The organism is Streptomyces ruber (assembly GCF_014648075.1).
Taxonomy (GTDB): domain Bacteria; phylum Actinomycetota; class Actinomycetes; order Streptomycetales; family Streptomycetaceae; genus Streptomyces; species Streptomyces ruber.
In genome coordinates this window covers 24,902-42,507 of record NZ_BMQK01000024.1, presented here as the reverse complement: position 1 = coordinate 42,507, position 17,606 = coordinate 24,902, and the positions used below count along the sequence as shown (strand labels likewise).

14 protein-coding genes, 2 tRNA genes and 1 pseudogene are annotated in these 17,606 nt (G+C 73.0%); 10 read left to right on the top strand and 7 right to left on the bottom strand.

Going from position 1 to position 17,606, the window contains the following annotated elements:
- Positions 1–7 precede the first annotated feature (7 nt).
- Positions 8–862 (bottom strand): zinc ABC transporter permease AztB, encoded by an 855-nt coding sequence (gene aztB, locus IEZ04_RS31770; RefSeq protein ID WP_189220443.1) that lies wholly within the window; start codon positions 860–862, stop codon positions 8–10.
- Positions 863–876: 14 nt separating this feature from the next.
- On the opposite strand from aztB, the gene aztA reads away from it, so the two are divergent.
- The 4 genes and pseudogenes from aztA (at position 877) to IEZ04_RS31750 (ending at position 3,152) form a co-directional block, all read left to right on the top strand.
- Positions 877–1,590, top strand: a complete 714-nt coding sequence (gene aztA / locus IEZ04_RS31765) for a zinc ABC transporter ATP-binding protein AztA (RefSeq protein WP_189220442.1) — start codon at positions 877–879, stop codon at positions 1,588–1,590.
- A gap of 146 nt (positions 1,591–1,736) precedes the next feature.
- On the top strand, positions 1,737–1,907 hold the full coding sequence (rpmF, locus tag IEZ04_RS31760; protein WP_189220441.1) for a 50S ribosomal protein L32: 171 nt from the start codon (positions 1,737–1,739) through the stop codon (positions 1,905–1,907).
- Between the two features lie 5 nt (positions 1,908–1,912).
- Positions 1,913–2,466 (top strand): annotated as a pseudogene (locus IEZ04_RS31755) (CobW family GTP-binding protein); the annotation flags it as partial.
- A gap of 236 nt (positions 2,467–2,702) precedes the next feature.
- Positions 2,703–3,152, top strand: coding sequence for a Fur family transcriptional regulator (locus IEZ04_RS31750; protein ID WP_189220440.1), 450 nt, complete (start codon positions 2,703–2,705; stop codon positions 3,150–3,152).
- Between the two features lie 16 nt (positions 3,153–3,168).
- Here IEZ04_RS31750 and IEZ04_RS31745 read toward each other — a convergent pair whose 3' ends face one another.
- Positions 3,169–5,082, bottom strand: a complete 1,914-nt coding sequence (locus tag IEZ04_RS31745; protein ID WP_229821418.1) for an ABC transporter ATP-binding protein — start codon at positions 5,080–5,082, stop codon at positions 3,169–3,171.
- Between the two features lie 424 nt (positions 5,083–5,506).
- On the opposite strand from IEZ04_RS31745, the gene IEZ04_RS31740 reads away from it, so the two are divergent.
- Positions 5,507–6,592 (top strand): mechanosensitive ion channel family protein, encoded by a 1,086-nt coding sequence (locus tag IEZ04_RS31740; protein ID WP_189220438.1) that lies wholly within the window; start codon positions 5,507–5,509, stop codon positions 6,590–6,592.
- Positions 6,593–6,984: 392 nt separating this feature from the next.
- Positions 6,985–9,204: an NADP-dependent isocitrate dehydrogenase gene (locus IEZ04_RS31735; RefSeq protein WP_189220437.1), complete on the top strand. Its 2,220-nt coding sequence runs from the start codon at positions 6,985–6,987 to the stop codon at positions 9,202–9,204.
- 158 nt (positions 9,205–9,362) lie between these two features.
- On the opposite strand, the gene IEZ04_RS31730 is transcribed toward IEZ04_RS31735, so the two are convergent.
- Positions 9,363–9,436 (bottom strand) — tRNA-Pro (locus IEZ04_RS31730).
- A gap of 163 nt (positions 9,437–9,599) precedes the next feature.
- Here IEZ04_RS31730 and IEZ04_RS31725 point away from each other — a divergent pair.
- Positions 9,600–10,568 carry a TauD/TfdA dioxygenase family protein gene (locus tag IEZ04_RS31725; RefSeq protein WP_189220436.1) on the top strand — a complete coding sequence of 323 codons (969 nt, stop codon included), beginning with the start codon at positions 9,600–9,602 and terminating at the stop codon, positions 10,566–10,568.
- 14 nt (positions 10,569–10,582) lie between these two features.
- Here the strand turns inward: IEZ04_RS31725 and IEZ04_RS31720 are convergent, their stop codons facing one another.
- The 3 genes from IEZ04_RS31720 to IEZ04_RS31710 form a co-directional block, all read right to left on the bottom strand.
- Positions 10,583–11,350, bottom strand: coding sequence for an NPP1 family protein (locus IEZ04_RS31720; RefSeq protein WP_189220435.1), 768 nt, complete (start codon positions 11,348–11,350; stop codon positions 10,583–10,585).
- A gap of 209 nt (positions 11,351–11,559) precedes the next feature.
- Positions 11,560–12,690, bottom strand: coding sequence for a maleylacetate reductase (locus tag IEZ04_RS31715; RefSeq protein WP_229821414.1), 1,131 nt, complete (start codon positions 12,688–12,690; stop codon positions 11,560–11,562).
- Positions 12,691–12,860: 170 nt separating this feature from the next.
- A tRNA-Pro gene (locus tag IEZ04_RS31710) sits at positions 12,861–12,934 on the bottom strand.
- 99 nt (positions 12,935–13,033) lie between these two features.
- On the opposite strand from IEZ04_RS31710, the gene IEZ04_RS31705 reads away from it, so the two are divergent.
- The 3 genes from IEZ04_RS31705 to IEZ04_RS31695 all read left to right on the top strand — a co-directional run bounded on the left by IEZ04_RS31705 (position 13,034) and on the right by IEZ04_RS31695 (position 16,814).
- Positions 13,034–13,567 carry a DUF309 domain-containing protein gene (locus IEZ04_RS31705; protein ID WP_189220434.1) on the top strand — a complete coding sequence of 178 codons (534 nt, stop codon included), beginning with the start codon at positions 13,034–13,036 and terminating at the stop codon, positions 13,565–13,567.
- Between the two features lie 70 nt (positions 13,568–13,637).
- Entirely contained in the window at positions 13,638–14,417 is a 780-nt protein-coding gene (cobF, locus tag IEZ04_RS31700) for a precorrin-6A synthase (deacetylating) (RefSeq protein WP_189220433.1), read from the top strand.
- Positions 14,418–14,735: 318 nt separating this feature from the next.
- Positions 14,736–16,814: an MDR family MFS transporter gene (locus IEZ04_RS31695; RefSeq protein WP_189220432.1), complete on the top strand. Its 2,079-nt coding sequence runs from the start codon at positions 14,736–14,738 to the stop codon at positions 16,812–16,814.
- Between the two features lie 21 nt (positions 16,815–16,835).
- On the opposite strand, the gene IEZ04_RS31690 is transcribed toward IEZ04_RS31695, so the two are convergent.
- Positions 16,836–17,588, bottom strand: coding sequence for a cobalt-precorrin-6A reductase (locus tag IEZ04_RS31690; protein ID WP_189220431.1), 753 nt, complete (start codon positions 17,586–17,588; stop codon positions 16,836–16,838).
- Positions 17,589–17,606 lie beyond the last annotated feature (18 nt).

The following is a 17,606-nucleotide window of genomic DNA, read 5'->3' as shown; positions in this document are numbered from 1 at the left end:
GTCTGTGTCAGTCGGTGGTCGGTATGAGGGCGGTGGCACGTCGCGCACGGCGGTGGCGGAGGCCGGACACCAGGTGGGAGAGGAAGAACAGGCCGACCGCGAGGGCCGAGACGGTGGCGCCGGCCGCGGTACTCAGGTGCCAGGAGAGAAGCAGCCCGAAGAAGGTGGAGGCGCTGCCGAGCAGTGCCGCGAGCGCCATGACCCCGCGCACGCTGCGCGCCCAGGGCAGGGCGGCCGCGGGCGGGGCGATCAGCAGGCCGAGGACCAGCAGCGTCCCCACGATGTGGAACGAGGCGACGATGGCCAGGGCCAGCAGGCCGAGCAGCACCGCGTGCGCCAGCCGGGGACGCAGGCCGAGCGTGCGGGCCTTGCGCGGGTCGAAGGCCAGGGCCAGGAAGGCCCGGTGGCCGAGGACCGAGACGGCCAGCGCCAGCAGCAGCGCCCCCGCGAGCAGCACCAGGTCCTGCTCGCGGACGGCCAGCACGTCACCGAAGAGGAACCCGGTCAGGTCCACGGCGAACGACTGCGACCGCGAGACGATGATGACGCCCAGCGAGAGCATCCCCACGAAGAGCAGCCCGATACCGGTGTCCTGCGACAGCCGCGGGGTGCGGTGCAGCGCGGTGACGCCCGCCGTCATGACGGCCGCGCTCACCACCGCCCCCACCAGCAGGTTGCCGCCGAGCAGCGCGGCGAGCGCGACACCTGGCAGCAGCCCGTGGGACATGGCGTCGCCCAGGAAGGCCATGCCCCTGAGCACCACCCAGGTTCCGGCCAGGGCGCAGATCGCCGACACGAGAATTCCGCCCCAGAGGGCCCGCTGCACGAAGGTCACCTCGAAGGGGCCCGTCAACCACTCCATATGAGCACACTACAATGACAATCATGTTCAATGAACAGGCACCCCGGGTCCGCCTCTCGGAACTGTGCGCCGGCTACCAGGGCAGAGCCGTCCTGCACCGGATCAGCGCCGAGATACCGCCGTTGACGATGACGGCGCTGGTCGGACCGAACGGCAGCGGCAAGTCGACACTGCTCGGCGTCGTGGCCGGTGTGATCGACCCGACCTCGGGCGGGCTCACGCACACCGGGTCCCGGCCGCCCGCGTTCGTGCCGCAACGAGGCGCCGTCGGCGACACGCTGCCCCTGACCGTCAGGCAGACCGTGGAGATGGGGCGCTGGGGCGAGCGCGGGCCGTGGCGCCGGCTGACCCGGCAGGACCGCGCGACGGTGGAGACGGCCATGGAGCGGCTCGGCATCGCCGGTCTCGCCGCACGCCAACTCGGCGAGCTCTCCGGCGGGCAGCGCCAGCGCGCCCTGATCGCCCAGGGCCTCGCCCAGGAGTCCGACCTGCTCCTGCTCGACGAGCCGACCACAGGGCTCGACCCCGAGGCCAGGGACCGGATCGCCGCCCTGCTCTCGGAGTTGACCGCCGACGGGGTGACCGTCGTCCAGGCCACGCACGACCTGGAGGCCGCGCGCTCGGCGGACGTCTGCCTCCTGCTCCGCGACGGACATCTGCTGGAGCACGGGCGCCCCGAGCAGGTCCTCACCACGTCGGCCCTCGCGCAGGTCTGGCAGCCGGCATGACGGCGAGCCGCTCGCGGGCGGCCCGCGCGAGGGTGGTCCGTCTGATGAAAACGATTGTCGTATGCTGCTGTGGACCGCGACGGCGATGAGCCATGCCGCCCGCCGCGGCCGACCCGTTCCATCCCCACTTCGGAGAGGACCGCCTCATGGCCGTGCCCAAGCGCAAGATGTCCCGCAGCAACACCCGCCACCGCCGCGCCCAGTGGAAGGCGAGCGCGCCCAAGCTGGTCACCGTCACGATCGAGGGTGTGTCCCACCGGGTGCCGCAGCACCTCGTCCCCGCCTACCGGCGCGGTCTGCTGCGGCCGGAGGACTGAACCGGATGCCGTCGCAGCGCCTTCCCGTGACCGTGCTGTCGGGCTTCCCCGGCGCCGCGGCGGGACGACGCTCCTCAACCACGTCCTCACCCGTCGGGAAGGGCTGCGCGTCGCGGTGATCGTCAACGACATGAGCGATGTCGACATCGACGCCGCCCTCGTGCGCGGCGGCCGGGCGGCGCTCTCCCGGACCGAGGAGCGGCTCGTGGAGATGACCGATGGCTGTGTCCGCTGCGCGCTCCGGGACGACCTGCTGGAGGAGGTCGACCGGTTCGACACCATGGTGACCGTGGTCGACGCGGCGAACTCCCTGGCCGAGCTGGACTCCGGTGACGACCTCGCCGAACGGGGGCCCGCCCCGTACGAGGACGACGAGCGCACCGTGAGCGACCTGCTGGTCGACCAGGTCGAGTTCGCCGACGTACTCGTGCTGGACAAGCTGGACCTGGCCGGCCCGGTGGCCCGGCTGGTTCCCGCGCTGCACGGCCGGGTCGACGCCCGCGACGTCCTGGAGACCGGCCGGTTCGACCCCGAGCGCGCGCAGCAGGCGCCCGGCTGGGGGAGCTGGTCTTCATCGGTGTCGGCCTGCGGAGGCGAGCCTGTGTGCGGCCCTGACCTCCTGCCTGCCGGCCGCCGGGGAGCGGCTGCCCGCCGTGGACCCCTTCCCCGAGCGGGACACCGGCGAGGTCTGTGAGCACGAGCACGACCGCGAGGTCCTCGGCACGGCCGTCCAGCCGCGGCCACGGCCGGTCCGGGCGCCGCCGGTGACGGGAGAAGCGACGGGAGGCATGACGCATGACCACGCACGAGACGTCCCGCGCCGAGTGGCGTGCGACTCCCCAACGGGCCGCCGTCCTGCGGGCCCTGCACGTCCGTGACGGTTTCGCCTCGGCGCAGACCCTGCACGCCGCGCTCGTGGCGGACGGGGTGCCGGTGGGGCTGAGCACCGTCTACCGGACCCTGCGCTTCCTGGAGGCGGCCGGGCACGTCGACGTGGTGCGGGACCGGGAGGGCGAACGCCTCTACCGTTTCCGGTCGGCCGACGGTCACCGGCACTACCTGCTGTGCCGGGAGTGCGGCCTCAGCCTGGCGGTCGACGCCGGGGACGTCGAACGGTGGGCGGTGCGGATCGCGCGGGACACCGGGTTCCACGCGGTGGACCACACCGTCGAACTGACGGGTGTGTGCGCCCGGTGCCGGCCCGGGCGGCCCGGGCGGCCCGGCCGCCGGCCGGAGGAGGCATGACCGTGCGGGCCGGCCGTCAGGGCGCCGTCCCGGCCGGCAGCCGCGGGACCGGGTCCAGCCCGGGACCGCCGCCGTCTCCGGGGCCGTCGGACTGCGTCCGGTACAGCTCCGCGTACCGTCCGCCCGCCGCCAGCAGTTCCTCGTGCGTGCCGCGCTCCACCACACGGCCCGCCTCGACCACGAGGATGAGGTCGGCCGTCCGTACGGTGGACAGCCGGTGGGCGATCACCACCGCGGTACGCCCCTCCAGAGCCTCCGTGAGCGCCTCCTGGACGGCCGCCTCGGAGGTGTTGTCCAGGTGGGCCGTGGCCTCGTCGAGGACGACGACGCGCTGCCGGGCCAGGAGCAGCCGGGCGATGGTCATCCGCTGGCGCTCGCCGCCGGAGAGCCGGTAGCCGCGTTCGCCGACCACGGTGTCGAGGCCGTCGGGGAGCGACCGTACGAGATCGTCGAGGCGGGCGCGGCGCAGGGCGTCCCAGAGGTCGTCCTCCGTGGCCCCGGGGCGGGCGAGCAGCAGGTTGGCGCGGACCGTGTCGTGGAAGAGGTGACCGTCCTGGGTGACCATGCCGAGGGTCGCGCGCAGGGACGCGGAGGTCAGGTCGCGCACGTCGACGCCGCCGACGCGTACGGCGCCCGCGTCCACGTCGTACAGCCGGGGCAGCAGCTGCGCGACGGTCGACTTGCCCGCGCCGGAGGACCCGACCAGGGCGACGGTCCGTCCCGGTTCGGCGCGGAAGGAGACTCCGTGCAGGACCTCGGTGCCGCCCCTGGTGTCGAGGGAGGCGACCTCCTCCAGTGAGGCGAGGGAGATCCTGTCGGCGGCCGGGTAGCCGAAGCGGACGTCGTCGAACTCTACGGAGACCGGGCCCTCGGGCACCTCGCGGGCGTCCGGCTTCTCCTCGATGAGCGGCTTCAGGTCCAGCACCTCGAAGACGCGCTCGAAGCTCACCAGCGCGCTCATGATCTCCACGCGCGCCCCGGCCAGCGCGGTGAGCGGCGCGTAGAGACGGGTGAGCAGGAGGGCGAGCGACACGACGGCGCCCGGCTCCAGGGCGCCGCGCAGGGCGAACCAGCCGCCGAGACCGTAGACGAGGGCGAGCGCGAGGGCCGACACCAGGGTGAGGGCCGTGATGAACGCCTCCTGCGCCATCGCCGTACGGACCCCGATGTCCCGCACCCGCCGGGCCCGCTCCGCGAACTCCGCCGACTCCTCCTCCGGCCGTCCGAAGAGCTTCACCAGCGTGGCGCCGGGCGCCGAGAACCGCTCCGTCATCCGGGTGCCCATGGCCGCGTTGAGGTCCGCCGCCTCCCGCTGGAACCCGGCCATCCGGCGGCCCGTCCGGCGGGCGGGCACCACGAAGACCGGCAGCAGGACCAGCGCGAGCAGGGTGACCTGCCAGGACAGGGTGAGCATCACCACGAGCGTGAGCAGCAGCGTGACCAGGTTGCTCACCACTCCGGAAAGCGTGTTGCTGAACGCCCGTTGCGCACCGATCACATCGTTGTTCAGACGGCTGACCAGCGCTCCCGTGCGCGTACGGGTGAAGAACGCGACCGGCATGCGCTGCACGTGGTCGAACACGGCCGTCCGCAGATCGAGGATGAGACCCTCGCCCAGCGTCGCCGACAGCCGGCGGCCGAGCAGGCCCAGTGCCGCCTCGGCGAGCGCGATCAGGGCGATGAGCACGGCGAGGCGTACGACGTGATGTTCGTCGCCGCCCGCGACGACGGCGTCGACCACGCGGCCCGCGAGCACGGGCGTCGCGACGGCCAGCAGCGCGGTCACCACGCTCAGCAGCACGAACCGGGCGATACGGCGGCGGTGGGGGCGGGCGAAGTCGGCGGTCCTGCGCAGCGTGGCGCGGGTCGGCGGCCGGTGCTCTGCGGTGGCGGTCAGGCTCCGCAGTTGCATCCAGGCGGTGGTCTCCATACTCATGCGCCGGACGGTAGGACCTCGAGCAATGTTGAGGTCAAGGACGGTACGGCAGCCGGGCGCCTCCTGGGCAGCCGGGCGGGCACCCGCCCGACGAGCGCGCCCTGCCGGGTGCACGCCGTCGCGCCACCGCGACCACCGTGACCGCCGGTCCCCCGCTGCCGGCGGTCGTGGTGCAGCGACCCGCCGGTTACGGCTGAAGGTGATCTGAGCCACGGCCCCGGCCGGTTACCGCACGCTCGGCGCCGAACGGTCGTACGCATACGGCAGGATGGCGATCACGCCCGGCTTCGTACGCATGTACGGGCGTTCTCCTGCAGACCGGTATCCGATCAGGTGGCAAGGTGACGACACACCACATCCGGCCCGTGAGCCGTTCCCGGCGCATCGCGCGTCCCTCCCGTCCCGCGGGAGGCGTCCGATGAACCGGGACCTCACCCTCGACGACCTCGTGATGGCCTCGGTCGCCCTCGCGGCGGGCCTGCTGGCAGCGTTCCTGCTGCGCACGTTGCTGCGCTGGCTGGGCCGGCACGCGTCGCGCACCAAGTGGAGCGGCGACGACGTGGTCGTCGACGCGCTGCGCACCCTGGTGCCGTGGTGCGCCGTGGCCGGCGGGGCGGCGGTCGCGGCGGCGGTCCTGCCGCTGACCCGCACGGTCGGGCACCACGTCAGCCAGACGCTGACCGTGCTGGTGATCCTGGTGGCGACGATCACGGCGGCCCGCGTGGTCGGCGGTCTGGTGCGGACGTTCACGCAGGCCCGAGCCGGGGTGGCCGGGTCGGTCACGATCTTCGTCAACATCACCCGGGTCATGGTCGTCGCCCTCGGCTGCCTGGTGGTGCTGCAGACCCTGGGCATCCCGATCGCCCCGCTGGTCACCGCCCTGGGCGTCGGCGGTCTCGCGGTCGCCCTGGCGCTCCAGGACACCCTCGCGAACCTGTTCGCGGGCATTCACATCCTCGCGTCGAAGACGGTGCAGGTCGGCGACTACATCCGGCTGACCAGCGGCGAGGAGGGCTACGTCGAGGACATCAACTGGCGCCAGACGACGATCCGCTCCCTGTCCAAGAACCTGGTGATCATCCCGAACGGGAAGCTCGCCGGCACGAACATGACCAACTACAACCGGCCCGAGCAGGAGATGACCCTCCTGGTCCAGGTGGGCGTCGGCTACGACAGCGACCTGGAGCACGTGGAGCGGGTGACCAACGAGGTCGTGGCCGAGGTGATGACCGGTGTCGAGGGGGCGGTGCCCGAGCACGAGCCCGCCGTCCGCTTCCACACCTTCGGCGACTCGCGCATCGGCATGACGGTCATCCTCGGGGTCGGGGAGTTCGGCGACCAGTACCGGATCAAACACGAGTTCATCAAGCGCCTGCACCGGCGCTACCAGGACGAGGGCATCAGCATCCCGGCCCCCACGCGGACGGTGACCGTGCACCAGGGCACGGACCCCCTGACGATCCCGCACCAGCGGGAAGCGGAAGAGACATCGCGGCCGCTCTGACCCCGACGCCCCCGCACCGGCACGGCACCCGGCACGGTCACGGGTGCCGGGCTCCCGGAGCACCACGCCCCGCCCCGGAGGCCACCCCGACGTCCCGGCCCACTCCGACGCCGACAAGACACCGAACCCCTGTCCGCCACCCCGCGCCCCGGCGATCCGCCATGTCCCGCACCGCCCCCTCACGCCACCGGCACCGCCGTGCCTTCCCCCCCGGGCGAACCGCCGGACCCCGTGTTCCGCGCCGCTCCCCGCCTGGACGGAGGGCACCCGGCGGCCAGGATCGTTCGCTCGCGTGGCGCGTTTCGGTTCGCCGCCGGGCCCCTGTCGAGATGCGGTCGCCCACGAGATATCTTGATGTCGAGCAATGTTGCAGACGTGGAGCGGAGCACCCGGTGACTGACTCGACCATCATCTACACCCACACGGACGAGGCGCCCGCACTGGCGACCTACTCGTTCCTGCCGGTGATCCAGGCGTACGCCGCGCAGGCCGGTGTGAACGTCGACACCCGTGACATCTCCCTGGCCGGGCGCATCATCGCCGTGTTCCCGGAGTACCTGAACGAGGACCAGCGGATCCCGGACGCCCTCGCCGAGCTCGGCGAGCTCGCCAAGACCCCGGCCGCGAACATCATCAAGCTGCCGAACATCTCGGCGTCCATCCCCCAGCTCAAGGCCGCGATCGCCGAGCTCCAGGGCCAGGGCTACGCGCTGCCCGACTACCCGGACGACCCGAAGACCGACGAGGAGCGCGAGATCCGCGCCCGCTACGACAAGGTCAAGGGCTCCGCCGTGAACCCGGTGCTGCGCGAGGGCAACTCCGACCGCCGCGCCCCCGCCTCGGTGAAGAACTACGCCAAGACCCACCCGCACCGCATGGGCGCCTGGACCGCCGAGTCCAGGACCAACGTGGCGACCATGGGCGAGAACGACTTCCGCTCCACCGAGAAGTCCGTCGTCATCGCCGAGGACGGCGCCCTGCGCATCGAGCTGGCCGGCGAGGACGGCTCCACCACCGTGCTGCGCGAGTCGGTCCCCGTGCTCGCCGGTGAGGTCGTCGACGCCTCCGTGCTGCGGGTCGCCGCGCTGCGCGAGTTCCTGACCGCGCAGATCGCCCGGGCCAAGGAGGAGGGCGTCCTCTTCTCCGTGCACCTGAAGGCCACGATGATGAAGGTCTCCGACCCGATCGTCTTCGGTCACGTGGTGCGCGCCTTCTTCCCGAAGACGTTCGAGAAGTACGGCGAGAAGCTCGCCGCCGCCGGCCTGACGCCGAACGACGGTCTAGGCGGCATCTACAAGGGCCTGGAGTCCCTGCCCGAGGGCGCCGAGATCAAGGCGTCCTTCGACGCCGAGCTCGCCGAGGGCCCGGAGCTCGCCATGGTGGACTCGGACAGGGGCATCACCAACCTGCACGTCCCCTCCGACGTGATCATCGACGCCTCGATGCCGGCCATGATCCGCACCTCCGGCCACATGTGGGGCCCGGACGGCCAGGAGCACGACGCGCTCGCCGTCATCCCGGACAGCAGCTACGCGGGCGTCTACCAGGCCGTGATCGACGACTGCCGCGCCAACGGCGCCTTCGACCCGTCCACCATGGGCTCCGTCCCGAACGTCGGCCTCATGGCGCAGAAGGCCGAGGAGTACGGCAGCCACGACAAGACCTTCGAGATCGCGACCGCGGGCACGGTCCGCCTGGTCGACCAGGCCGGCAACGTCCTGATCGAGCAGCCGGTCTCCGTCGGCGACATCTTCCGCGCCTGCCAGACCAAGGACGCGCCGATCAAGGACTGGGTGAAGCTCGCCGTCACCCGCGCCCGCGCCACCGGCGACCCGGCCGTGTTCTGGCTGGACGAGACCCGCGCCCACGACGCCAACCTGATCGCCAAGGTCAACGCGTACCTGCCGGAGCACGACACCGAGGGCCTGGACATCCGCATCCTGTCCCCCGTCGAGGCCACCAAGCTGTCGGTGGAGCGCATCCGCCGCGGCGAGAACACCATCTCCGTCACCGGCAACGTCCTGCGTGACTACCTGACCGACCTCTTCCCGATCCTGGAGCTGGGCACCAGCGCCAAGATGCTGTCGGTCGTCCCGCTGATGGCGGGCGGCGGCCTGTTCGAGACGGGTGCCGGCGGCTCCGCCCCGAAGCACGTCCAGCAGCTGGTCAAGGAGAACTACCTGCGCTGGGACTCCCTGGGCGAGTTCTTCGCCCTGGTCCCGTCCCTGGAGCAGTACGCGAAGGTCACGGGCAACCAGCGCGCCCAGATCCTCGCCGACACCCTCGACCGCGCCACGGCGACCTTCCTCAACGAGGACAAGTCCCCGACCCGTCGCGTCGGCGGCATCGACAACCGCGGCAGCCACTTCTACCTGTCCCTGTACTGGGCGCAGGAGCTGGCCAGGCAGACCGACGACGCGGACCTGGCCAAGGCCTTCGCCCCGCTCGCCGAGACCCTCGCCGCCAACGAGCAGCGAATCGTCGAGGAGCTCGCCGCGGTCCAGGGCAGCCCGGCCGAGATCGGCGGCTACTACCAGCCCGACCCGGCCAAGGCCGCCGCGGCCATGCGCCCGTCGACGACCTGGAACGAGGCGCTGGCGTCGCTCGCCTGACGCCCCGTCCACGGGCCACGGGCCCGTGACACCTGGAGCCGCCCCGGCCGGGAAGTGCTTCCCGGCCGGGGCGGCTTCCCGTCGTACCGGGCCCGCAGTCGTACCGGGCCCGCACACGAAGAAGCCCCGCGGGTGAGAACCCGCGGGGCTGATCTCTGTCGGGACGACAGGATTTGAACCTGCGACCCCTTGACCCCCAGTCAAGTGCGCTACCAAGCTGCGCCACGTCCCGATGCGACGACGCGGTCCGGATGCGTTCCCGCGATCGTGCGTGTCAACCCTACCGCACCCGGTCCGCGCTCCCGCCCGCCGGCCCCGCATGCGTGTGCGATGCCGCGGGTAGACCGGGCACGGGGCCGCCGGCGGAAGACACGGAAGACGCGTGGGGAGAGCTGATGGGCATGGAGACGTCCTCGACACTCGACGTGCGGCCGGTCGCCGGGCACATCGGCGCCGAGATCCACGGCGTGGACCTGGCGGCCGGCCCGGACGACGGGACCGTGGCGGGCATCCGGGCGGCACTGCTGCGCTGGAAGGTGGTGTTCTTCCGGAACCAGGAGCTCGACCACGCCGGACACATCGCGTTCGCCCGCCGCCTCGGGGAGCCGATCACGCTGCGGTCGCGCGGCTCGGCCTCCCCGGTGGACTTCCCGCAGGTCGAGACGACGGCCGACCGGCTGGAGCTGGCGGGCAGGCACGGGATGCCGCACGCCGAGTGGCTGGAGCGCCGGCGCCACTCCACGCTGCGCGGCTGGCACGCGGACCACACCGCGCGGATCGATCCGCCGGCCCTGACGATCCTGCGCGCCGAGCGTGTGCCGCCGTACGGCGGGGACACCACCTGGTCCAACCTGGCCGCGGCGTACGCGGGACTGTCCGAGCCGGTACGGCGTTTCGCCGACGGGCTGCGCGCCGAGCACCGGCTCGGGGTGGGCTACCTCCCGCGGTCCGGGCCCGACGCGTACGTGCGGCACCTGCAGGACCACCAGGTGGCCTCTGCGCACCCGGTGGTGCGCGTGCACCCGGAGAGCGGCGAGCGCGCCCTCTACGTCAACCCGTACTACGTGGAGAACATCATCGGTGTCTCGCGGGCCGAGAACCGGCTGCTGCTGGAGATGTTCGTCGAGCAGGTGACCCGGCCCGAGTACACGGTCCGGTTCCGCTGGGAGCCCGGCAGCGTGGCGCTGTGGGACAACCGCAGCACGATCCACCTGGCCCCGGGCGACGCCGCCCACCTGGACCACCCCCGCATCATGCACCGCGTCATGACGGCCGGGGAGGTCCCGGTGGGCGTGGACGGGGCGCCCTCGGAGCCGATCGCCGGGGCGCCCCTGCACCGGCCCGCGGCGGACCCGGGTGCCTGAAGGACCGGCCGGTGTCAGGCGTTGGGGTCGAACGTGACGCCCGCCGGCTTGGCCTTCGCCAGGTGGGAGGCGAAACTGCCGTCCTTCAGGCCGAAGTTGGCGCTGCCGAAGTCGTGCGCGACCAGCTTGTCGCGCAGGCCGGCCGGGTAGCCGTTCCAGCCGACCAGCGGGGGGTACTGCCAGGTGCCCCGGTGGTTCTCCGGGGGCTCGTCGTTGGTGTTGGCGGGGCGGAAGCAGTGCGTGCCGATGCCGTCCTTGTGGTAGACGATCTTCGGGTGGGTGCCGTCCCAGCGGATCTGGTCCCGGCTGTGGATGTCGAAGTTCCCGTGGGCCGAAGTGGCCACGTACTGGGCCTGGTTGTTCCGCACCCACACCACGACGTGCTCCCAGTCGTGGCGGTGCCCGCCGAGGCTGCTGCCGGGCAGCGCCTGGTCCTTCTCGAAGTAGGAGCCGTAGATGATGGCGCACCAGCCGTTGTTGCACTTGGATCGGGAGTAGCCGTTGGTGTTGGCGAGGTCCTCGGCGTCGCGGCACTGGCCGTTGAGGGCGCCGGTGGGGTTGAGACCCGCGTTGATGCTGCCGTCGGATCCTATGGCGGCCGTGGCGTAGCAGCCGTCCGTGTCGTAGTCGTAGGCCGGCTGGAACGTCCGGTCCAGCTCTTCCGCGCTGGCCGGCAGCGCCGGGGGCGTGGCCGCGAGGGCACTGCCGGGGAAGGCGAGCACCGACGCGGCGGCGCTGCCGATGACGATCGATGCTCTGCGGATCCGCGAGCTCTTCTGCACTGCGTCCTCCTGAACGGCCCTGGGGGCGGCACACACAAGTGGAACCGGGCATGCCTGATTGGCATGCCCGGGTCAGTATCAGGGGGAGCGGACTACATGACCAGCATCGGTGGGTGTCACAGCGATGAATGATCGAACAACAGAACCGGCAGGAGGAACACGGCAGTAGGGAACGGTCTCACGACGTCACGGACGAACGGGCGGACGCGTCACCGCGTGCGGGGCGTGACCTGCGCGTGCACCGCGGGCGCCCTGCCCTCGTACGCCGTCTTCAGCAGGCCCAGCGCGCCCTCCACGGTCACCTTCCGCGGATTGGGGTACGACCGGCCCGTGACCCGCGCCGCGGCGAACGGCAATTCCTCGCGCGTCAGCCCCAGTTCGGCGAGCGAACGGGGCGCGCCCAGACGGGCCGCGAGGGTCCACAGGGCGCCTACGGGGTCGTCGGCGTCCAGGGCGCGTCCCAGGACGCCGATCGCCCCCGGCGCGGCGGGCGCGTTGAAGCCGAGGACGTACGGCAGGAGCACGGCGTGCGTCTCGGCGTGCGGCAGGGCGAACCCGTCGCCGAGGACATGGCACAGCTGGTGGTGCAGGCCCATGGTGGTGACGCCGAGGGCGGCCCCGCACAGCCACGCCCCGTACAGGGCGAGCCCGCGCGCGTCCGCCTCCTCGGGGTCACCGGGGTCCTCCGCCAGCACCGGGAGGGCGCGGGTCATGGCCCGTGCGCCCTCCTCGGCCATCAGACGGACCAAGGGGGACGCGTCCGGCGCGTAGAGGGCCTCGGCCGCGTGGGCGACCGCGCTGACACCGCTCGTCACGGTCAGGCCGGCGGGCAGCGTGAAGGTGAGGTCGGGGTCGTACACGACGCTGCGCGGGAGGACCGACGGATCGCGGCCGGTGCGTTCGACGCCGTGCTCGCTGAGCTCCCAGACGGGTGTCATCTCGGAGCCCGAGTACGTGGTCGGCACCGCGATCAGGGGCAGGCCGGTGCGCAGCGCGACCGCCTTGCCGAGGCCGATCGCGGAGCCCCCGCCGACGGCCACGCAACCGTCGGCGCCCGCGGCCCGCGCCACCTCCACGGCCCGGTGCGCCACCTCGGCGGACACGTGCCCCCGGGCCTCCGCCAGCAGCCCGGCGCAGGCCCCGTCGAGCGCGTCCGCGACGGTCCGCGCGACCCCCTCGCCGCCCGGCCCGCTCAGCACCAGCAGCCGGCGCAGCCCGAGCCGCTCGGCCTCGCCCTGTGTCGCGGTCACCGAGGCGCCGGGCCGGAAGACGACCCGCGCGGGCTGGGCCTCGTACACGAACTCCCGCGGTGCGGGGTCGCTGGTGCGTTCCATGGTCATCGGGCCGGCTCCCCTGGTCCCGCGGTGCTCCGTCGGGCACCACCAGCGCCGGGTACCTCGCCCGGCCCCTCCCACTCGCGGCTCGCCGGAGACATCGGGGGAGCTCCGCGCACGCGTCGGAGGCCGTACCGGATCGCTCCGGCACGGCCTCCGACGTGCTGTTCCCTACGTCGGGACGACAGGATTTGAACCTGCGACCCCTTGACCCCCAGTCAAGTGCGCTACCAAGCTGCGCCACGTCCCGATGCGCTTCCCGCGGTTGCCCCGCGCGATCACGCGAACAGAACTTTACCGCACGTCGGAGGCTGTCCCGAAGCGGGTGGGCACGCGAGAGAATCGGGGCATGAGCGGGACATCACAGGACCGGCCGACGCCACGGGCCGGGCGCGACCGGGACGAGGAGGGCCGGGCGCGCAACGCCCGGCCGCGGGACGGGCTCGGCCGCCCGCTGCCGTACGGCGCGCCCGGTGTGGCGCGGCAGCCGGAGGGCATCGTCCGCGGTCCGGAGGAGACCGTGACCGAGGCGCAGGCGCTGCTCGACGCGGGCCGGCCGTTCCACGCGCACGAGGTGTTCGAGGACGCCTGGAAGTCCGGGCCCGACGCCGAGCGCGGCCTGTGGCGGGGGCTCGCCCAGCTCGCGGTGGGCCTCACGCACGCGGCGCGCGGCAACGTGACGGGCGGGGCGCGGCTGCTGCGGCGCGGCGCCGCGGCCGCGGAGGAGTGGGCGGCCGGGGCCGGTGAGTCCCGCCCGCACGGCATCGGCGTCGCGGAGCTCGCCGCCTGGGCACGACGGCTGGCGGACGAGGCGGAGCGCGCGGGGACGGCGGTCGACCCGCGCGCGCGGGCACCGCGGCTGCGCGGGGGCGGGCCGGTCTGAACCGCCGGCCGTGAGCGCGGCCGGACGACGCGGTGCGGGCGCTGTCAGTGGCGTACGGCAGACTCGGGGTGTGCGAACGATTCATGTCATCGGCATCGGGGCGGGCGACCCCGACCAGCTGACCCTGCAGGCGGTCAAGGCGCTGAGGCGCACCGACGTGTTCTTCATCCTGGACAAGGGTGAGGCGAAGTCCGACCTGGTCCGGCTGCGCCGCGACATCCTCGACGCGCACGTACCGCAGGGCACGTACCGGCTGGTGGAGGCGCGCGATCCCGAGCGCGACCGGTCCGCCGGGGGCGCCGCCTACTCCCCCGCCGTCGGAGACTGGCGCAGCGCCCGCGCCGACATCTACGAGCGGCTGATCGCCGAGGAGCTGGGCGAGGACGAGAGCGGCGCGTTCCTGGTCTGGGGAGACCCCGCGCTGTACGACAGCACGCTCGGTGTCCTGGAGGAGATACTCGAACGGGGAACGGTGGCGTTCGCGTACGACGTCGTGCCCGGCATCAGCAGTGTCTCCGCGCTCGTGGCCCGCCACCGCACGGGGCTGAACCGGGTGGCGAGGCCGGTGCAGATCACCACGGGGCGCCGGCTGGCCGAGGGGTTCCCCGAGGGGGTGGACGACGTGGTCGTGATGCTCGACGCCCACCAGGCATTCCAGCGGTACGCCGACGAGGACATCGACATCTACTGGGGCGCCTACATCGGCACCCCCGACGAGATCCTCGACTCCGGGCCCCTCGCCGAGGCGGGCCCGCGCATCGAGCGCCTCCGTGCCGAGGCCCGCGAGCGGAAGGGCTGGATCATGGACACGTATCTGCTGCGCAGGAACCCGCGGGGCGGCGAGGGCTGAGGCGGGGCCCGGTACAAGGTCCGGAGCAAGGGACCCGGTACAGGGCCCGGAGCAGGGGGCCCGGGACGAGGCCCGGCACAAGGTCCGAAGTGTAGGGGGCCCAGGACGAGACCCGGCACAAGGCCCGAAGCAGGGGGCCCAGGACGAGACCCCGCACAAGGCCCGAAGTGTAGGGGGCCCAGGACGAGGCCCGAAATGGGGCCCGCCGGGACAGAAGCCCGGACCGAGGCCGGGAGGGCCCCCACCCGCCGGAGGCGTCCCCACCCGGCCGGAGCGTCCCCGCATGCACGTCGCGCCGCGCGGTGTGAAGGTGGGCCTGTGACGATCACCGAGGACCCGGCGCCGCAGGCCGCCCAGCCGCCCGTGCTCGACGTACGGCGTCGCAACATCGTCTTCGCGACGATCGTGCTGGGCCTGCTGCTCGCGGCGCTCGACCAGACGATCGTCGGCACGGCGCTGCCGACGATCGTGTCCGAGCTGGGCGGCGCCGAGCACATGTCGTGGGTGGTCACGTCGTACCTGCTGGCCGAGACGGTCGCGACGGTGCTGGTGGGCAAGTTCGGCGACCTCTTCGGCCGCAAGATCGTCTTCCAGGTGGCGGCGGTCGTCTTCATCACCGGCTCGTTCCTGTGCGGCCTCGCCACGAACATGATCCTGCTGATCCTGTGGCGGGCCGTGCAGGGCATCGGCGCCGGCGGGCTGATGGTCACCTCCATGGCCCTGATCGCGGACGTCATCCCGCTGCGGGAACGCGGCAAGTACCAGGGAGCCATCGGCGCGGTCTTCGGGGTCTCGACGGTCGTCGGGCCGCTGCTCGGCGGGCTGTTCACCGACCATCTGACCTGGCGCTGGGCCTTCTACGTCAACGTGCCCATCGCGATCGTCGTCATCGCCGCCGCGGCCCGCACGATCCCCTCGGTGAAGTCGGCGGCGCGCCCGGTCATCGACTACCTCGGCATCGCCCTCGTCGCGATCGGCTCCAGCGCGCTGATCCTCGCGACGAGCTGGGGCGGCAACCAGTACGCGTGGGGTTCGGGCGTCATCATCGGCCTGTTCGCGGCCGGGCTGGTCGCGCTGGCGCTGTTCTGCCTGGCCGAGAACCGCGCGGCGGAACCGATGCTGCCGATGCGGCTGTTCCGCAACCCGGTCTTCACCGTCTGCGCCGTGCTCAGCTTCATCGTCGGTTTCGCGATGCTCGGCGCGCTGACGTACCTGCCGAGCTACCTCCAGTACGTGGACGGCGACTCGGCCACGGTCTCCGGGGTGCGGACGCTGCCCATGGTCGTCGGGCTGCTGATCGCGTCGGTCTTCAGCGGCAACGTGGTCAGCAAGACCGGCCGGTACCGGATCTTCCCGGTCGTGGGTTCCGTGATCATGGGTGTCGGCCTGTACCTGCTGTCCCGCATGGGACCGGGGACAGGTGCCTGGCTGGAGTCGCTGTACATGTTCGTCCTCGGCATCGGCATCGGGCTGTCCATGCAGGTGCTGGTGATCGCCGTGCAGAACACCGTCGACTACGCCGAGCTGGGCACGGCGACCTCCGGCGTGACCTTCTTCCGCACACTGGGCAGCGCGTTCGGCACGGCCGTGTTCGGCACGATCTACGCGAACTCCCTCTCGTCCGGCCTGGGGGACGGCATCGCGGCGGCGGCCCGCACCGGCGCGGCCGACCCCGGCACGATCGCCGAGGCCGCGCGGAGCCCGGAGGGCCTGCACGGGCTGCCGGCCGTGGCGGCGCGGCCGGTCGTCGACGCGTACGCCGACACCCTGCACACCGTCTTCCTGTGGACCGTACCGGTCGCGGCGCTCGGCTTCCTGGTCGCCCTGTTCCTCAAGCAGGTGCCGCTGCGGGACACCGCGCGGGCGAGCTCCTCCGACCTGGGCGAGGGCTTCGCGCAGCCCCGCGGCGGCGACTCGCAGCAGTTGCTGGAGGCCGCCGTCACGAAGATCGTCTGCGCTGCCGGTCCGGCCACCGCGCGCCTCGTCGTCCGTGCCTCCGGCACCCGCCTCGACATGGCGGGCGCCTGGGCGGTGACGCAGGTCGAGCTCTTCACGAGAATGGTCGGCCACGCCAACCTCAACCTGATCGCCGCCCGCCGGGAGGTGCCGCCCGAGGTGCTGGAGCCGGTGTTCGACCGCATGGTCGCGGAGGGGCTCCTCAGCCGTCACGGAACGCTCTTCTCGCTCACCCCGGCGGGGAGGCACGAGGCCGAAGCGGTCAGCGGCGCCTGGGCCGACTGGCTGGCCGAGCGCCTGGAGCACGACTACGGCCGGCCCGCCGGCACGGACCTGCGGGCCGCGGTGCACACCATCACCAAGCGGCTCCTCGCCGAGGACCTGGCGAACGCGGTACCGGGGCGCGCGAAGGAACTCGCCGCCGCCGGAGCGGCGGACTGAACGGCCGGCCGGCGGGAGAGGTCACCGGCCGGCGAGACCCAGCCGGCCCAGCGCCGCCCCGACGTCCGGTACCGCCGTCACGCCCTCGGGCAGCGGCGGCCGCCGTACGACGACGACCGGGAGCCCCAGACGGCGCGCGGCCACCAGCTTCGCCGCCGTCGCCGCTCCCCCGCTGTCCTTGGTCACCAGGACGTCGATGCGGTGCTCGCGCAGCAGCGCCTCCTCCCCGTCGGCCGTGAAGGGGCCGCGGGCCAGGAGCACCTCCGTGCGGGCGGGCAGCGGCGGTTCGGGGGGCTCCACCGACCGTACGAGGAAGTACGGTTCGGCGAGGTGCGCGAAGGCCGCGAGGCCCAGCCGGCCCGTGGTGAGGAAGACCCGGCGGCCAAGCGCCGGGAGCAGTCCGGCCGCTCCGGTGAGGGAGTCCGCCGGGCGCCAGTCGTCGCCGGGGCCGGGTCGCCAGCCGGGGCGGCGCAGCACCACGGCGGGGACGCCGGTGGCCGCCGCGGCGCGGGCGGCGTGCGCCGTGATGCCCGCGGCGAAGGGGTGTGTGGCGTCCACCACCGCGTCGACCGCGTGCTCGCGCAGCCAGTCCGCGAGGCCCTCGGCACCGCCGAACCCGCCGGTCCGCACCTCCCCCGCCTGTGCCCGGGGCCGGGCCACCCGCCCGGCGAGGGACGTGGTCACCCGTACGCCGGGGCGCGCCGCGAGCGACGCGGCGAGTTCGCGCGCCTCGGTGGTGCCGCCGAGGACGAGGACGTGACGGGGTGCGGACATGCTGCCGAGCCTACGGGG